Annotated in this window: 9 protein-coding genes; 7 read left to right on the top strand and 2 right to left on the bottom strand. The window is 73.3% G+C overall.

The features are described 5' to 3' along the window. Positions 1 to 284 precede the first annotated feature (284 nt). The 6 genes from E1281_RS42665 to argS (E1281_RS23505) all read left to right on the top strand — a co-directional run bounded on the left by E1281_RS42665 (position 285) and on the right by argS (E1281_RS23505) (position 10999). Entirely contained in the window at positions 285 to 1721 is a 1437-nt protein-coding gene (locus E1281_RS42665; RefSeq protein ID WP_165959064.1) for an SDR family NAD(P)-dependent oxidoreductase, read from the top strand. After that, positions 1718 to 5992, top strand: coding sequence for a beta-ketoacyl synthase N-terminal-like domain-containing protein (locus E1281_RS23525; protein WP_165959063.1), 4275 nt, complete (start codon positions 1718 to 1720; stop codon positions 5990 to 5992). The genes E1281_RS42665 and E1281_RS23525 overlap by 4 nt, the downstream gene beginning before the upstream one ends. After that, positions 5989 to 6267, top strand: a complete 279-nt coding sequence (locus E1281_RS23520) for an acyl carrier protein (protein ID WP_131881676.1) — start codon at positions 5989 to 5991, stop codon at positions 6265 to 6267. The genes E1281_RS23525 and E1281_RS23520 overlap by 4 nt, the downstream gene beginning before the upstream one ends. Further along, positions 6264 to 7475 carry a nucleotide disphospho-sugar-binding domain-containing protein gene (locus E1281_RS23515; RefSeq protein WP_243717300.1) on the top strand — a complete coding sequence of 404 codons (1212 nt, stop codon included), beginning with the start codon at positions 6264 to 6266 and terminating at the stop codon, positions 7473 to 7475. The genes E1281_RS23520 and E1281_RS23515 overlap by 4 nt, the downstream gene beginning before the upstream one ends. Before the next feature lie 180 nt (positions 7476 to 7655). After that, the gene (argS, locus tag E1281_RS23510) at positions 7656 to 9422 is read left to right on the top strand and encodes an arginine--tRNA ligase (protein WP_243717298.1); all 1767 of its coding nucleotides are present in this window, start codon (positions 7656 to 7658) and stop codon (positions 9420 to 9422) included. Between the two features lie 260 nt (positions 9423 to 9682). Beyond that, positions 9683 to 10999 (top strand): arginine--tRNA ligase, encoded by a 1317-nt coding sequence (gene argS, locus E1281_RS23505; protein ID WP_131881672.1) that lies wholly within the window; start codon positions 9683 to 9685, stop codon positions 10997 to 10999. A 704-nt stretch (positions 11000 to 11703) separates the two neighbouring features. Here argS (E1281_RS23505) and E1281_RS23500 read toward each other — a convergent pair. After that, complete coding sequence (locus tag E1281_RS23500; protein ID WP_207943441.1) at positions 11704 to 12294, bottom strand: DUF1361 domain-containing protein; 591 nt, start codon at positions 12292 to 12294, stop codon at positions 11704 to 11706. A 78-nt stretch (positions 12295 to 12372) separates the two neighbouring features. Next, positions 12373 to 15141 (bottom strand): ATP-binding protein, encoded by a 2769-nt coding sequence (locus E1281_RS23495; protein WP_131881668.1) that lies wholly within the window; start codon positions 15139 to 15141, stop codon positions 12373 to 12375. 205 nt (positions 15142 to 15346) lie between these two features. Between E1281_RS23495 and E1281_RS23490 the strand changes: the two genes are divergently transcribed. Continuing rightward, positions 15347 to 17311, top strand: a 1965-nt coding sequence (locus E1281_RS23490; RefSeq protein ID WP_131881666.1) for a PspC domain-containing protein, incomplete at its 3' end; no start/stop codon positions are given.

Raw genomic sequence — 17311 nt, 5'->3', positions numbered from 1 at the left:
CCATGCTCACGCCCCTGCCCGGCCACCCCGAATCGACGGAACCACCGATCCGGAAAGCCCCACCGCAACCCCGCCCGCCCACACCGGACGCGGCGTCCGCGCAGCATGAGGCTCCTGCGGAGGGGGCGGCCTCCGCGCAGGATGCGGCGTATCCGCACGATGCGACGCCCCCGCAGGGTTCGGTGGCCGCGTCGGGCGCCGGGCTCGTCGCCGACGAGGCCGACGGCGAGGACGCGGTGCGAGAAGGGTCGGCTGCCGGGGGCCGGGCGCTTGGACAGCGGGGTTTGCGGGGCGATACGCAGGTGTGGCCTCGGGCCGAGGCGGTGCCCGGGGCGTCGCGGCGGGTGGTCCGGCAGGTCCTGCGGGTCGTGGAGCTGGATGCGCTGCCCATGCCGCCGGGGGCGGGCACGGTGTTCGCGGGGCGGCGGTTCCTCGTCGTGGACGACGGGTGCGGGGTCGCGCTCGAACTGGCCGGCATGCTCGAACGGCAGGGCGCGCAGGTGCGGACGCCGCGTGACGTCGACGGGGACTGCGACGGGCTGATCCATCTGGCGGCGCTGCGGCCGGGAGCGGCGGGCGTTCTGCCGCAGGCGTACGACGGCATCCGGCGGGCGCTGGACGGCGGGCTGCGGTGGCTCGTCGTCGCGAGCGGGGCCGGTGGCCGGTTCGGATGGCGCTTCGACGGCGGCGGCATCGGGGACCCGGCGCCGGGCGCGGGACTGCGGGGGCTGGCGCGGGCGGTCGCGCAGGAGTATCCCGAGGTGCTCGTGCGTGCGCTGGACGTCGACACCAAGGACACCCCGCGGGCCGTCGCGCAGCGGTTCATGGCGGAGTTGCTGGACGCGGAGGCGCCGGTCGTGGTCGGGCACGAGGGCGACCTGCGGCGCGGGATCAGCGTGGTCCCGGCGGAGCTGCACGGCGAACCCGTCGTGCCCCTCGGGCCGGACGGGGTCGTGCTGCTCACCGGGGGAGCCCGTGGCGCGACCGCGCGGGTGGCGCTGGAGCTGGCCCGGACGAGCGGATGCCACGTCGAGGTCATGGGGCGCACGCCGGAGCCGGCGGGCGAGCCCGCGTTCCCGGACGTCCCGGACGAGGCCGGGCTCCGCCGGGCGCTGGTGGCCAAGGGGCAGTCCGGCGAGATCGAGGCGACGATCCGGCGGATCCTGGCGGACCGGGAGATACGCCGGAACCTGGAGGCGCTGCGGGAGCATGCGGCGTCCGTCCGCTACCACGCGGGTGACGTGCGGAGCCCCCACGTCGTCCGGGAGATCGTGGGCCGGGTGCAGGCGCGGCGTGGGCGGCTCGACGGGGTCGTCCATGGTGCCGGGCTTGCGGAGGACCGGCTCGTCCGGGACAAGACGCCCGAGTCGTTCGAGCGCGTCTACCGGACGAAGGTGGACGGGGCGTGCGCGCTGGCCCAGGCCGTCCGGCCGGACATCGGGTTCTTCGTCGTCCTCGGCGGCATCGCCGGCGTGCACGCCGGCCGCGGCCAGAGCGACCGCGCCGCGGCGGCCGACGCGTGCGGGACGCTCGCGCATGCCTGGCGGACGCGGCTGCGCGGGCGGGTGCTCGTCGCCCACTTCGGGCCGTGGGCCCGCGGCCCGAAGTGGGCGACGGGCGACGCCGGGCTGATCGAGCCGGACGCCGGGGCCGCGGCGCTGCTGCGGGAGATCGCGCACGGGGACGAGGCGCAGGTCGTGTTCACCGGGGCGGCCCGGTGAGCGGCGCCCGGGAGCCGGTCGCGATCGTCGGCGCCGGGGCGGTGTTCCCCGGCGCGGGGTCGGCGGCCGAGCTGTGGCGCAACATCCTCGCCGGGTTCGACGCGATCACGGAGGTGCCGGCCGGGCGCTGGGATCCTGCGGTCTACTACGACCCCGGCGCGTACGCGCGTCCGCCGGAGAGCGACCGGTTCTACTGCCGCCGGGGCGGGTTCGTCGACGACGTGGCGACCTTCGACCCGGCGCGGTTCGGGATCACGCCGGCCGCGGTGCGGGGCATGGAGCCCGACCAGCTTCTCGCGCTGCGGACGGCCGGGGACGCGATCGCGGACGCGGGCGGCGACGAGCGGCTCCCCGACCGGGCCAGGATCGGCGTGGTCATCGGGCGCGGCGGCTACATCACGCCGGGCGTGGCGCGGTTCGACCAGCGGGTCCGGACGTCCCACCAGGTCGCCGGGATCCTGGCCGAGCTGGTCCCGGAACTCGGGAAGCGGCGGCTGGACGAGATCCGCGAAGCCTTCTGCGAGCGCCTGGGGCCGGACGGCCCGGACGCCTCGATCGGCCTGGTGCCGAGCTTCGCGGCGTCCCGCATCGCCCACGGGTTCGACCTGGGCGGCCCCGCGTACACGCTGGACGCGGCGTGCGCGTCGTCGCTGCTGGCGGTCGAGCACGCCGTGCGCGCGCTGCGGTGCGGGCAGGCCGACGCGATGCTGGCGGGGGCCGTCCACCACGCCCACCACGCGACCGTCTGGAGCGTGTTCAGCCAGCTCCGCGCGCTCAGCCCGAGCGAGACGATCCGCCCGTTCGACCGGGCGGCGGACGGGACGCTCCTGGCCGAGGGCACCGGGGTCGTTCTGCTCAAGCGGCTCTCGGACGCCGAGCGGGCCGGGGACCGGATCCACGCGGTCATCCTGGGCGCCGGGTCGTCCAGCGACGGCCGCGCGTCGAGCATCACGAGCCCGCTGGTGGACGGGCAGGTCCGCGCGGTCGAGCGGGCGTGGCGGGACGCGGGCCTCGACCCGTCCGAGCCCGGGGCGCTGGGGCTGATCGAGGCGCACGGCACCGCGACCCCGGCGGGGGACGAGGCGGAGCTGTGCACGCTGCGCCGGGTGTTCGGGACCGACGGCCCGCCGATCGGCCTCGGCACCGTCAAGTCGATGATCGGGCACGCGATGCCGGCCGCCGGGATCGCCGGGCTGATCAAGGCCGCCTGCGCGCTGCGCGACGGCGTCCTGCCGCCGACGCTCCACGTGGACGACCCGCACGCCTCGCTGGAGAACGGGAGGCTGCGGCTCGTCCGGGAAGCCGCCGAGTGGGAGCGGGGGCGCGGCCCGCGGCGGGCAGCGGTGAACACGTTCGGGCTCGGGGGCGCGAACGCGCATGTGATCCTGCAGGAGCCGCCGTCGAGCGGCGTCAGGCGGCCGGGGAGGCGCCGGCGGCTCGACACCCCGCGGTCGGGCGAGGCCGTCCTGCGGCTGGCCGCCCGGACCACCGACGAGCTGGCCGGCGCACTGGCCGCCCCGGACGAAGAGCTTCTGTCGCACGTGCCGGAGGACGTCCCCGACCTGCCCTGCCGGATCGCGATCGTCGCGCCGACGCCGCGCAGGCTCGATCTGGCACGCGCCGTCGTCCAGCGCGGAACCGCGTGGCGGGGCCGCAGCGACGTGTGGTTCTCACCGCGTCCCCTTCTCGCGGACGGGGGACGGCTGGCGTTCCTGTTCCCCGGTTTCGAAGCGGCCTTCGACCCCCGCGTGGACGACGTCGCGGAGCACTTCGGGCTGCCCAAGCCCGAACCGGCCCGAAGCGCGGGCCTGGCCGGCCACGCCGCCGACATCATCGGTGTGGGGCGCCTGCTGGCCTCCGCGCTCGCCGAACTCGGCGTCGAACCGGACGCCGTCGCGGGTCACAGCCTCGGCGAGTGGACGGCGGCGATCACCGCCGGGATGTTCGACGCCGCCGCGGCCGAGTCCTTCGTCCACGCCCTCGACGGCATCCGGGCCCCCGGCGGCGACGCGGCGGACGCCGTCTACGCGGCGCTCGGCTGCGGCGCGGCCCAGGCGCAGGAGGCCGCCGGGGGACGTCCCGGCGTCCTCGTCAGCCACGACAACTGCCCGCACCAGTCGGTGATCTGCGGCCCGGCCGGCGAGGTGCGCGACATTCTCGGACGGCTCGCCGCCGAGGGCGTCCTCGGGCAGGAGCTGCCGTTCCGGGCGGGCTTCCACACGCCGCTCGCCGAGGAGTACGAGAGACAGCTGCACCACGCGCTGGAGGATCTGGAGGTGCGCGAGCCGCGCGTGCCGCCGTGGTCGGCGACGACCGTCGCGCCCTACCCGCGCTCGCCCGCCGCCGTCCGCGAGCTCGCCGTGCGGCACCTGCTGGAACCGGTCCGGTTCAGCGAGCTGATCGAGGAGCTGTACGGCGCGGCCCACGTGCGCGCGTTCGTGCAGGTGGGGCCGGGGAGCCTCGCGGGGTTCGTCGGCGACAGGCTCGGTGACCGCGAGCACCTCGCGATGGCCGTCAACGTGCCGAACCGGGACGGGATGGCCCAGCTCCGCCGGGTCGTCGCCGCGCTGTGGGCCGAAGGGTACGGCGCCTCGCCGCCGCCCGCGCCCGCCGCGGGCATGCCCCTCGATCTCGGAACGCCGCTGGTCAGGCTGGACGGCGCCGTGCCGCCCATCCGGCTCACGCCCGGGGTCCCGTCGCTGCCGGCCGACGATCCGATCATGGCCGAGCTGGAGGCCCTGCTCAACGACGCGACGACCGGCGCGCAGACCGTCCTGGAGGCGTTCGGCGGCGGGGCGGCGCCCGCGCCGTCCGGCGACGCGCCGCCGACGACCCGGGAGCTGTCGGTGTCCCGGGTCTTCTCGCTCGACGCGATGCCCTACGTGAGCGATCACTGCGTGTTCCCGCAGGCGCAAGACTGGCCTGACATGTCGGACAGGTTTCCGATCGTTCCGCTGACGACGCTCCTGGAGGTCATGGCGGACGCGGCCCGGGAGCTGCTGCCCGGCACGGTCGTCGCCGGTTTCGAGGACGTCCGCGCCGTCCGCTGGGTCGTGGCCGCCCCGCCGACCACCGCCGACGTCCGCGCCCGGATCATCGACAACGCCCACCGCGCGGACGGGTGCGACCGTCCCCGCAGGGTGAAGGTCTCCATCGAAGGCCACGCGGACGGGACGGTCCTCCTCGCCGAGCGGTACCCGGTGCCGCCCGCGCCCGACCGCACGCCGCTCACCATCGAAGGCCCGCCCATAGTCACCGCGGAACGGCTGTACGAGGAACGCTGGATGTTCCAAGGGCCCCTCTTCCGCGGCATCACCGAGATCACGGCTCTCGCGGAGGACGGTGTACGCGCCGTCCTGACCGCACTGCCCACGCCAGGCGCGCTCCTGGACAGCGCAGGGCAGCTCTGCTGCCACTGGATCCAGGTGTACGGCGACACCAACCAGACCGTGTTCCCGGTCGGGGTCGAACGGGTCTCCCTCTACGGCCCTCTGCCGGCCGCCGGGGAACGCCTGGAGACGACCGTCTGGAACCAGTCCCTCACCGACACGACGATGCGCTGCTCAGCCGAGATCCTCCGCGAGGACGGAACGGTGTGGGGACGCGTCGACGGCTGGACGACCCACCGCTTCTACACCGACGAAGCCCTCTGGCGGATGAAGTTCACCGCCGAAGTGTCCGGAACGGGGGAGCCGCAACCCGGCGGCTGGTGCCTGGCCCGCAAACGCTGGGACGGCACCGTTTCCCGCGACCTCCTCATGCGCCTGTACCTCTGCGCCGCGGAACGCGCCGAGTACGAGGCCCTCCCGGCGTTCGCGCAAGGCCCGTGGCTGCTCGGGCGGATCGCGGCCAAGGACGCCGTCCGGGACCACCTCTGGCGCAACGGCCACGGACCCCTGTTCCCCGCGGAGCTCACCGTCCATGACGGGCCGGTGGTGACCGGACCGTTCGACGGCCCCCTCACCGTCTCCATCGCCTCGGACGCCGAACTGGCCGTGGCACTGGTACGCCCCGGCCGCGGGCCGGCGGGGATCGGGCTCGCCCGAGGCGAGAAGGACGCACGTGTCCGTGCGGCCAAGCAAGCAGTACTGCAGTCGATGAACACCGGATCCGACCGTCCCGACCTGGTCGTGACCGTCGCCGACGCCGAACGGCTCCTCATCGCCGCCGGCGGGGCGGTCACGACGGTGGAGACGCGCGACGTCGAGGGGCACGTCGTGGCCTGGACGGTCGAGTCCGGCGGAACAGACATTGAGGAGGCCCGCGCATGAACGACGACCTGTCCGAGGTCGTCCGGATGCTGACCGACGTGGTGGGGGAGGACTTCCTCACCGACGTGGCGATCGGCCCGGACACCGCTTTCGGTGACGCCCTCGTGCTGGAGAGCATCGAGTTCGCCGCCCTCGCCGCCCGGGTCCGCGATCACGGTGCCGACCTCCCCGCCCTCATCGCGGGCCTGGACCTGGACCAGCTCCTGAACCTGACCGTCGGCGACGTCGCGGACCACGTCGCCGGCACGCGGACGGCCACGGGAGCCGCCCGGTGAACGCCCGCCGCGTCCAGGTGCCGTCCCTGCTCGCAGACCCGGGGATCCGGCGCGTGAAGACACCCGAACGCCGCTTCCTGTTCGCCGCCCCGCCCGCGGACGGCCCCGTCGCCGCAGGCGCCGCGGTCGCCGCCGAACTGGCCCGCCGCGGCCACAAGGTCGCCTGGACGGGCCACCGGCCGTCCCTCGAATCCCGGCTCCGCCCCGGCTCCCGCATCTTCAGCGCCGTAGAGGAGGACTTCGAGAAGCGCATGCACGCCATCCGGAGCGACTGGCTGGACCTGCGCGGTCTCGCCGCCCTCCGCTTCCTCTGGGAGGAGTTCCTCGTCCCCCTCGGCCACGCGATGCTGCCGGGCGTCGAGAAGGCCATCGACCGCTTCCGCCCGGACGTCGTGATCGCCGACCAGCACGCCCTCGCCGCGCCGGTCGCGGCCCGGCGCCGCGAGATCCCCTGGGCCACCTCGGCCGCCACGTCCGCCGAGTTCGCCCGCCCCCTCGCCGCGATGCCGAAGGTCGAGGAGTGGGTCCGCGACCGGATCGCCGGCTTCCAGCTCGACCACGGGATCGACGACCTGCTCGACCTGCGCTTCTCCGACCACCTGGTCCTGGTCTTCTCCCCGGCCGGTCTGATCGGCGACACCTCGTTCTTCCCCGACCACTTCGCCTTCGTCGGCCCGGCTCCCGTCCGCGCCGCGCCGCGCGCCTTCCCCTGGGACCGCCTGGACGGCCGCCCCGCCGCCCTGGTCACGATGGACGACCCGCCCGCCCGGTTCGTGCGGGTCGCCGCCGAGGCCGTCCGCGACATGGACGTCCAGGTGATCCTCGTGGCGCCCCCCGGCGTGCTGGCCGATCCACCGCCGAACGTCCTCGTCCAGGAACGGGTTCCGGAGCACAAACTGCTCGAACACGTCTCGGCGGTCGTCTGCGACGGCGCCCACGGCACCGTCTGCGCGTCCCTCTCCAACGGCCTGCCCCTGGTGGCGGCCCCGGTCCGCGACGACCAGCCGGTGATCGCCCGTCAGGTCGAGGCCGCGGGCGCGGGCGTCCAGGTCCGCCACGCCCGCTGCGGCGCGGACGAGCTCCGAGCCGCCCTCACCGCCGTCCTCACCGACCGCCGGTACCGGACGGCCGCCGAACACGTCCGGGAGACCATCGCGGCCGCGGGAGGCGCCACGGAAGCCGCCGACCGCCTGGAGAAACTCGCCTGACAGAGCGCGACACCCACCTGACGATCCAAGCCCGGTACGGCGCACCGCCGTGCCGGGCTTGATCCGTCTTCGCGATCTCAATGCGACGGCGGGGTTGTCATGGAGCGCTCCACGCGGACGGTCAGTGACGCGGGGACAGTCCCCGTGAAGCAAGACACAAACAAGAGAACGGAGAGACACGTGACCCATCACGACCACGGGTCCACGGTGGACCCGGCGTCGGCGATCCGTGCGCGGCTCGAAGCGGCCTTCGGTGCCGCCTTCGGGCCCGAGTACGCGGACACCGACCCCGGCCTCCGGAAGTCGACCATCAGCGACGTCGACCTCCAGGTCAACGCGTTCCTGCGGCTGGCTCGCGAGCTTCGCGAACAGCCGCGGCTCCTCGCGCTGCGGTTCGTGCGGGAGCTCGATGTGGCCGACCTGGCCGAGGTGGAGGTCGCCGGACCCGGCTACCTCAACTTTCGGCTCCACGACGGGGTGATCGCCAGGAGCGTGCAGGATGCGCTCGCCGACTCGCGACTCGCCGTGCCGGTGACCGTCGCCCCGAAGACCGTCGTCGTCGACTACTCTTCGCCCAACGTCGCGAAGGAGATGCACGTCGGTCACCTGCGGACGACGGTCGTGGGCGACGCGATCGTCCGCGTTCTGGAGTTCCTCGGGCACCGGGTGGTGAGGAACAACCACATCGGCGACTGGGGCACCCAGTTCGGGATGCTCACCGAGTACCTGCTCGAACGGCGGTCCATCGACTGGGACGGCTCGGCCGTCTCCGACCTGACCGTCCTCTACAAGGCGGCCAAGAAGAAGTACGACAGCGACGAGGACTTCGCCGAGCGCTCGCGTCAGCGGGTGGTGAAGCTCCAGTCAGGCGACCCGGTCACCCTCCGGGTCTGGGAGGGCCTCGTCGCGAAGTCGATGGAGTACTTCAACCAGGTGTACCGGCGGCTGGGCGTCACGCTCACCGACGAGCACATCCGGGGGGAGTCGACCTACAACCAGATGCTCCCCGAGGTGGTCGGGCACCTGGTGGAGTCGGGGCACGCCGTCCTCAGCGATGGGGCGTGGTGCGTGTTCCCCGACGGGTTCCCCAACCGGGAAGGTCAGCCGCAGCCGTTCATCGTTCGCAAGAGCGATGGTGGTTTCAAGTACGAGACCACCGACCTGGCCGCCCTCCGGTACCGGGTCGAGGAGCTGCACGCCGACCGGATCATCTACGTCGTGGGAGCCCCGCAGTCGAAGCACTTCGAGATGCTGTTCGCGGTGGCCCGCATGGCCGGATGGCTGCCCGACCGTGTCACGGTCGAGCACGCCCAGATCGGCAACGTCAAGGGCAGCAACGGCCAGATCCTGCGTACCCGGGACGGCGAGACCGTCAGGCTGATGGGTCTGCTGGACGAGGCCGTGCGGGGGGCCGGCGAGGCGTACGGCGAGATCGTGCGCGAGGCGATCGACGACGACACTCGTTCCGAGATCGCCGACGTCGTCGGGATCAGCGCCGTGAAGTTCGCCGACCTGCGTGTGCCGCGGTACCGGGAGTACATCTACGCCCCGGACCGGATGGTCCGCTTCCAGGGGGGGAACACCGGTCCGTACCTGCTGTACCAGGTGGCGCGGATGTGGTCCGTCCTCCGGAAGGCCGAGCTCCTGCCGGAGTCGGCCATCGCGCCCATCACGCTCGGGACCCCGGAGGAGCGGGCTCTGGCCCTGCTTCTGCTGGAGTTCGGGCCGACGGTGCAGGCCGTGGCCGCGAGCGCCGAGCCGCACCTGCTGGCGAACTACCTCGAGGAGCTGGCGAAGGCCTACAGCGTCTTCTACCGGGAGTGCCGGATCCTCGGCGCTCCGGACCCGGAGACCAGGTCCTCCCGGCTGGCGCTGTGCGCGGCGACGCTGCGCACGATGGTGGTCGGCCTGGACCTCCTCGGCATCCGTTCGCTCGAACGGATGTGAGAGGCCGGCGGGCGGCACGCATCGCTTCGGCGACACCGTGCCGGACTGAGGTGAACACAAGGGTGACCGCAGGGTCTCCCTGAACAACAGCGGGCCACGCCCCGTGTCCGGTCGCCCATGCGGCGTCCGGACGCGGTGGTGTGGCCCGTCTCTTTCTGTGCGCCGGTAGTGGTGAGGGTTGCCGGAGGGCGATGGCCGCGGACGGTCGGTGATGCGGGGACAGTCCCCGTGAAACGCAACAAACAAGAACGGAGCAACACGTGACCTATCACTGCAGTTCCACCGTGGACCCGAGGTCGGTGCTCGAGAAACGCCTCCGGGAGGCGGTCGGTGCCGTGTTCGGGGACGAGTGCGCGGCCACCGGCCTGGATCTCCACGAGTCGACGTCCGCCGACTTCGAGTCGGATGTGGCGGTCGATCTGGCCGCGGCGCGTCACGGCGACCCGCGGCGACTGGCGGAGCGGCTCGTGGCGGAACTCGATGCGGCTGATCTGGCCCAGGTCGAGATCAACGGGTCGTCCATCCGCTTCACGATCCATGACACGTGGATCGGTCAGGCTCTGCGGGAGGCGCTCGCCTCCCCGCGACTCGCGGCGCCGAAGGCGGGCGACCCGCAGATGGTCGTCATCGCCTACCCCGGGCCCGACCCGGAGCATCGGCATGCCGGCCACCTGCGCCCCATGCTCGTCGGTGACGCCGTCGGACGCTGCCTGGAGTTCCTCGGGCACCGTGTGGTGACGCTCAGCGGGGACCCTGAAACCCGCGACCTGCGGGCCAAGGATGCCCTCACCGAGCTGAACTGGCGGCTGGGGACGGAACCCGGCGTCAGCGGGATCTTCGGCACCAGCAGCGCGCTCCCCGAGGTGGCCGACCGGTTCGTCTGCGTCGTGCCCGCGGAGTGGGAGCGCCATGTCGAGATGCTCTGCGAGGCGGCCCGCCGGGTCGGCTGGCTGTGCGAGGGCGTCCCGGCCGACCACGTCGGGATCGGCGAGGTCCGGATCGCGGGCGATGAGCTCTCCGGCAGCGAGTCCGTCGAGGTGAAGGATCTGCTCGACGACGCGGTGCGCCGGGCCGGGACGCTTTGGGCCTGGCTCGCGCTCGGGCCCACCGAGGGGACGGCGAAAGCCGTCGGCGTCGGCGCGGTCGAACTGGCCTGCCTGGCCGTGGCCCCGGACCGGGGTTGCGTCCTCGATCTGAACTGGATCGTCGGCCCTCGTGGAACGAACCCGCTCCCCCTGTACGCGGCGGAGATCCGGACCCGCTTCATGGAGGCCGTGCGCCTCGTGAACGCCGGCGCCGGGCCCGTCCTGTTCGGAAACCTGGAGGAGCGGGCCCTGGCCCTGCGCCTGCTGGGCTTCGGCGCGGCTGTGCAGGAGGCGGCCGAGTCCGTCGATCCGAGAGTCCTCACGGACCACCTGCGTGAGGTGGCCGCGTACTACAGCGCCTTCGACAAGGCGTGCAGTGTGTTCGGTCCGACGGTCTGGGCGACCGAGGAGTCCCGGCTGGCTCTGCGTGCGGCGACGCTGCGCACGCTGGAGACCGGTCTGGCGCTGCTCACCTCGGTCCATTCGGACTGATGTGACCCAGGGGAGACCGCAGGGTCTCCCTGAACAACAGGCGGGCCACGCCCCGTGTCCGGTCGCCGTCGCGGCGTCCGGACGCGGAGGTGTGGCCCGTCTTCATGTCCGCCGTCCTCACGTCCCGGGCGTGGAGACGGGGCGGACCGAACAGGATTCGGTACCATGGTGCGATGGCGGACGTCTTCGATGACCTGGCCGCGGAGTACCGGCAGCTGGACGCGGTGCTCGGACGCTGCCCTACGCCTTCTCCCTGGAGGGGCTCGAGGAAGTCCCGGTCTTCTGCGACCTGAGTGCGCCGGACGGAAGCCGCTGGACCTTCGGCGACCCGGACGCCGCCACGAAGATCACCGGTCCGGCGGCCGAGTTCTGCCGTGTCGGTGCGCAGCGGCTCACGCCCGCGCGGACCGGCCTCGTCGCCGAGGGGCCGCATGCCGCCGACGCACTCCGTCTCGTCCGCATTTACGCCGCCTGACGCATTTACGCCGCCTTGACTCGGGGGCGGGTGCCCGGACGGGAACGCCCGTCGCGCCGTTGCGGATACGCGGCCGAAAGCCGCGCGGCCGGGCAGAGAACGTCCCAGCCCCTTCCCGGGCAGTCCCAGCCGTACGGCCAGGCGGCGCAGCCGCAGTATCAGCAGGCACCGCCCGCCGGGCAGCAGTGGGGGCGGCAGGCCTGACGTGCCGGTCAGGACGCGCGGCCGGTCAGGACGCTCGGGTCGCGCGCAGGAAGCGCACGCCTTTCCGGGTGGTCTCGAAGGTGGCCTCGGCGATCGCCCTGGTCATGAAATGGCAGACCCAGGTGACCAGGAAGGTCGCCAGGATCAGTACCGGCGCCCACGTCCAGGTCAGGTGGATGAAGATTCGTTCGAGGGTTCCGTGCGGGTCGATGACCGGTTCCCAGCTGTTGAGGCGGGCCCACCGGCCGAGGAAGACGCCGATGGCGCACAGGCCGTGCGCGGCCACCGTGGCCGGGAAGCGCCAGGCGTCCAGGCCGAGCCGGGTGAGGTGGTCGAGCGCGCCGCGCAGGGCCAGGTAGTAGGCGAGGAAACCCGATCCGATGAACACCGCGTACACGGGCAGGATCGCGGTCATCACCGGGCCGCCGTCATTCGCCTGGAGGACGTCGCCGCGGAGATGGACGATGTCCGTGACGACGTACGGGGCATTCGGCAGAAAGAGGATGAATAGCGTCAAACCCGCCCACCAGAAGGGGGAGCGGGAAACGCGGTCCCCGCGGAAGACGAGCCAGGCCAGACCCACGGGAATCCAGGCCAGGATGGTGTTCCAAGTCATCCACAATGCGTCTCGGCGGAGGACGCCGACAAGGTTCGGTGCCACCTGCTCCAGGATCCCCATGACACCCATAGTGCATTAGCCCTCGACGAAATAGGAATCCATCAGCCCTTCCGGGGGCCGGAGGTGGGACGCCGCTTCGCGGAGCCGGTCGGCCCAGTCGGGGTCGGTGCGGAGAGCGCCCACGGCGGTCTCGATCGCCGTGGTGGTGCCCCAGAGGGCGAGGTGGCGGGCCTCAAGGTCGCGTTGGTCGCGATCCCACCACGCGGTGACGTGCTTGAGTTGCTCGGCGACGGTTTCTCCGGGGACCGCGCGTCCGTAGAGGGAGGCCCATTCCTCGCTCTTGGGATGCCTGCCCGCGTCCGGGGCCGCCTTGTGCGCCTGCTGAAGCTCCTCCAGGAGGAGGCACCAGCGATACGGCGGGGCGAAGAACTCGACCTCGCCCGGTGCGCAAGGACGCCCGTGGAAGGCGCCCACGAGATGGCCGGCCAGGGCCGCGCGGGCCCCGCGGGCCGCGACGGCGGCGTCGGCGGCGTGGGAGACGGCGCAGTCGCGGAGCCGCACGGGCAGCCCGTCCAGCACGGCCGGGGGAAGGGACGGGTTGCCCCAGCCGGTGAGGTGAGCGGCGGCGGCGAGTTCGCACCAGAGGACGAGTTCGGGACGGTCCACCAGGGCGCGCTGGGCGGCGCGCATGTCGCGGAGGGTGCAGGGGGAGTCGCGGCAGTCCGTCCCGCACGTGCCGCTGCGGGGGTCGACCAGGGCGCCCGGGGACGCGACCGGCGCGGACGTCTCCAGGTGCGAGCCATCCGGCATCCGCACCAGGTGCGGGAAGTCCATGCCGTCGGTGAACACGGCCCCCTCGCCGGGCGTGAGCGTGACCAGGAACTGCGACTGGTCGTCGGTGATGTTCATCGTGGCGCCGACCGCGTCCCGGTCGTCCTTCGCCGGCAGCCGGTGGACGATCTTGACGGCGGTGTTCTTGATGACGTCCGGGACGAGCTTGGACGGGATCTGCTCCGCGACGATCAGCCCCTCCCCGTACGCGCGGATCTCCGCGAGGAGGCTCGCGAACGTCTCGACCGCGTGCGAGGCGGGGCCCGCCTCCTCGCTGCGCCGCAGCAGCCGGTGCGCCTCCTCGAAGACGCTGAGGTGCCGCAGGCCCGGCGAGGCGCCCTGGCGCTGCCGCATCCGCAGATGCTCGACCAGGCGCACCAGGACGGTGCCCATCAGGAACGCCTTGTCGCGGTCGTCCCCGACGTCCTCGATCTCCAGGACGACGTTGCGGGCGAGCAGCCTGTCGAAGTCGATCGGGTGGCCGCCCTCGAAGAACCGCCCGGTGGTGCCGAGCCGGAGGCTGGACAGCCGGACGCGGATGAACCCGCGGACGTTGTCGGTGATCTCCTGGCCGTAGCCGATGTCGGTGACGACCTGCTCGGCGGTGGCCTGCAGGTCCGCGAGCGTCGGGTAGCGGGGCGACGTGCCGGGGACCGCGGGCTCGCCGAGCGCCAGGTCCCAGCCGAGCCGTTCGTAGCAGCGGGTCAGCGCCCCGGCGAGCACCTGCGGGAACGGCTCGTCGGCGTCGAAGGCGGCGAGGAACAGCGCGCGGACGAGGTCGGCGTGGGTCTGCAGCGGGAACGGCCGCCCGTCGGGGCCCGTGGCCGGTTCGAGGGGGTTGATCCCGGCGGCGATCGCGTCCGCGTCACCGGGCCGGATCGCGACGACCTCCGCGTCCGGCAGCCGCGCCGCCATCAGCCGGTACTCCGCCTTCGCCGGCTCGACCACCAGCCACGGCAGCCCGGCGTGCGAGGCGGCCGTGAGCAGCGACCGGACGGTCTGCGACTTGCCCGCGCCCGTCGCGCCGCACACGAACGTGTGCCGGTTCAGGCTGGACAGCGGCAGCGACAGTGGCCCGACCTCGCGGCGGTTGCGGTCCAGCACCCGCCCCAGCGGGACGGCGGCGCCCCCGGTGCCCGCGTCGAACTCCGGTGTCACGTCGAACTCGGGCCGCATCGCGAACCGGACGCCGGCGACCTCCCGGACGGGCGGGCGCGCCAGTGCCGCCACGAGCTGCGTGCTCGCCTCGAACGGCCCGTCCGCCCCGGGGACCAGCGCGTACGGCAGCCGGCTGAGGTCGGCCGACGCGCACACCAGCGCCGCGACCCGCGCGGCGGCCCGCGGCGTCGCCGCCCCGGCCAGCAGGTGCACCCGCCACAGGCCGGATGTGGCCGCCTGCCGTACCTCGCGATGGCGTCGCTCCATCCGGACGGCGGCGACCGAGTACTCGGGCGACATCTCCGCCATCGACTGGGCGTGCTGTTGCCGGTCGGCCAGGTCGTCGGCCAGCCGCTCGGTCTCCGGGCCCGTCATGGGCTCGGCGACCAGCATCCACGCGAACGGCTGCATCCACACCGACAGGAGGCAGTCCTCCAGGGACGGCCTCGCGGGCTCGTCGGGGGCCCGGTCGCTCCCGGGCGGGTCGTCCACCAGCAGTCCGTCCGCGACGGCGCCGATGCCGATCCAGTGCGCCATCGAGTCCTCGGTCATGCCCTGCGGGAGCATGACGCCGCGCCCGCCGGCCGGGAGGCTGAGCGTCGCGGCGGTGCCCTCGTGGTCGGCGAGGAGGCCGTCCCCGCCCACGAACACCTCCGTCGGACCGAACGCCTGCGCCCGCCGCCAGCCGACCAGCACCGGATCCTTGCCCGCGTGGTAGGCCGACACCAGCGCGGCGAGCCGCTGGTCGCGCCACTCGTCCCTGCCGTCCGCCTCGTCCCGGCGCGGGACCTCGAGCAGCCGGCAGACCGGTATGCCGCGCACCACGTCCCACAGGGTCAGCCCGTCCCGTGCCATGGGCAGTCAGGCTATTGAGCAAGCCCGGCATTGGGAAGGCCGTTTCGAGGCGGAGGGCCTGACAAGTTCCGTGTCAATCTGCTTGGGTTGTTTGCGCATCGCCGCGCACCCCCGCCGGCCGGCCCGCAACGCCCCCGGAGGACGTGACGATCATGTCGGCACCCTGACAGAGACGGCACCCGAACGGAACGGGGGTTTCAGCGTCGTGACGGGCAGACCGATCGATCATGGGGGGCTGCTGTCCCGCCGGGAGCGGCTGTTCAGCCCCGAACCCCGCCTCGGCTGGGTGTTCCGGGACCGCTGGTGGTTCCTGCGGCCGTTCCCGGAGCCGCCGCCGCGGCAGCAGGCGCTGCCGGACTACCTGGCGCGCCGCGTCCGCGAGACCGAGCAGCTCGCGCAGCGCCGGCTGAGCCGGACGCTCCCGATCGGCGGGGGCATCGGCGGGATCCTGCTGCTGTACGGGGCCTGCTCGGCCGGCAGCAGTCCCGGCGACCTGGCGACGCCGGTCGGGGCGCTGATCCTCGCGGTCATCGTCGCGGCGCCGGGGGTGTCGCTGACCTGGTGGGCCGTCCGGCAGCGGCAGCGCGCCCAGCAGGCATACGAACTCGCCCAGGAGCAGATCGGGAGCGGCTACCAGGACCAGACGCGGCAGTGGCAGGCGCGCAAGCACGCGCATGACGCCGCGGAGCGCGCGCGGCTCGACGGCCTCCCCGAATGGGGCGCGGCTCCCCGGCCGGGCCGCCGCCTCGACGTCTTCGGCGGGACGCTGTGGGCGTGGGAGGCGCTGCTGACCACGTACGGGGCCTCCACCCTCGCCGTTCAGCCGCTGCTGGTGCTCGACCTGTCCAGAGAGGTCGTCAGCCGTGAACTGGTCGAGCTGTCCCAGGCGGCCTGGATGGGGGTGGACGCGCAGCTGCTGCCCAGCCGCCAGGCCTCGTCCACCCTCCTGAGGGACATGCCGCCGCAGGACCTCGTGGACGCGATCGTCGAGTCCATGCACGGCGGCACCCCCGACGCCGTGCGCGCGGACCGCAGCATGGACGACCGCATCCTGACCAAGGTGTGCGCCGCGCTCGGCGACGACGTCACCCTCGGCCGGATCGCCGCGGCGCTCCGCGCGCTGATGGGCGAGCCCGACGACGGCGACCTGCTGACCCGGGACGAGCGCCGGCGCATCGCGAGCGAGCTGTTCACCGTCGAGTACCGCCGCCAGGCCCACGCCAGCCTGTCGCGGATCGAGTCCTACGTCCACCCGCTGGAGGACCTCGGGACCGAGCCGTCCAAGGAGGGCACCGGCTACCTGACGTGCATCGCGCTCGACAGCCGGACCCGCAACGTCCGCTCCGAGCTGCTCACCGACCTGATCGTGCAGTGGGTCACGCACCGCATCACCGCGTCCCAGGACTCGACGCCCGCGCTGGTCGTCGCCGGCGCCGACGAGCTGGCGCGCCGCCACCTGGAGCGGCTGTCGGACGCGTGCGAGCGGCGCGGCGTCCCGCTGACCCTGCTGTTCCGGCGGCTGCGGGAGACGTCCGCCGAGATGATCGGCGGCGGCGCCGTCGCGTTCATGCGGCTCGGCAACCACGAGGACGCCGCGCGCGCCGCCGACTTCATCGGACGCGACCACCGGTTCGTCCTGTCGCAGATCACGAAGAACGTCGGTGGGAACGAGTCCCACACGTCCACCGACACCGAGGGCGAGGGCGACTCGGAGACCTACAGCACGAGCCACACGGCGGGCCGGTCGCGCAACTGGGGGACGAGCCGCTCGTCCGGCGTCAGCTACTCGGGCGGCGAGATGTTCGGGCTGTTCCCCGACCGCTCCACGTCCTACCAGCGCGGCAGCAGCCGGGGCGGCGGCACCAGCACCAGCGACACCGAGGGCACCGCAACGTCGACGTCCCGGAACTGGTCGGCCGCCTACTCCTACGCCGAAGGTACCAACTGGAGCGACGCCGACACGACGCAGCGCGTGTACGAGTACGTCGTCGAACCCGTCACCCTCCAGCACCTCCCGGACCACGCGCTGCTGATGGTCGTGTCGGCGCCCGGCGGCGGACGCACCGTCACCCCGGTCGAATGCGACCCCGCCATCATCACCCTGCGTCGTGTCGGCGTCGCTCCAGTTGGTACCTTCGGCGTAGGAGTAGGCGGCCGACCAGTTCCGGGA

Origin of the sequence: Actinomadura sp. KC345 (genome assembly GCF_004348515.1) — a bacterium.
In the GTDB taxonomy this organism is placed as follows: domain Bacteria; phylum Actinomycetota; class Actinomycetes; order Streptosporangiales; family Streptosporangiaceae; genus Spirillospora.
This window is presented reverse-complemented; position numbering and strand designations above follow the sequence as displayed.

Coding starts and splice junctions, on each gene's coding strand:
- E1281_RS23500 (WP_207943441.1), bottom strand. CDS start 12,294: ATGACTTGGAACACCATCCTGGCCTGGATTCCCGTGGGTCTGGCCTGG.
- E1281_RS23495 (WP_131881668.1), bottom strand. CDS start 15,141: ATGGCACGGGACGGGCTGACCCTGTGGGACGTGGTGCGCGGCATACCG.
- E1281_RS23520 (WP_131881676.1), top strand. CDS start 5,989: ATGAACGACGACCTGTCCGAGGTCGTCCGGATGCTGACCGACGTGGTG.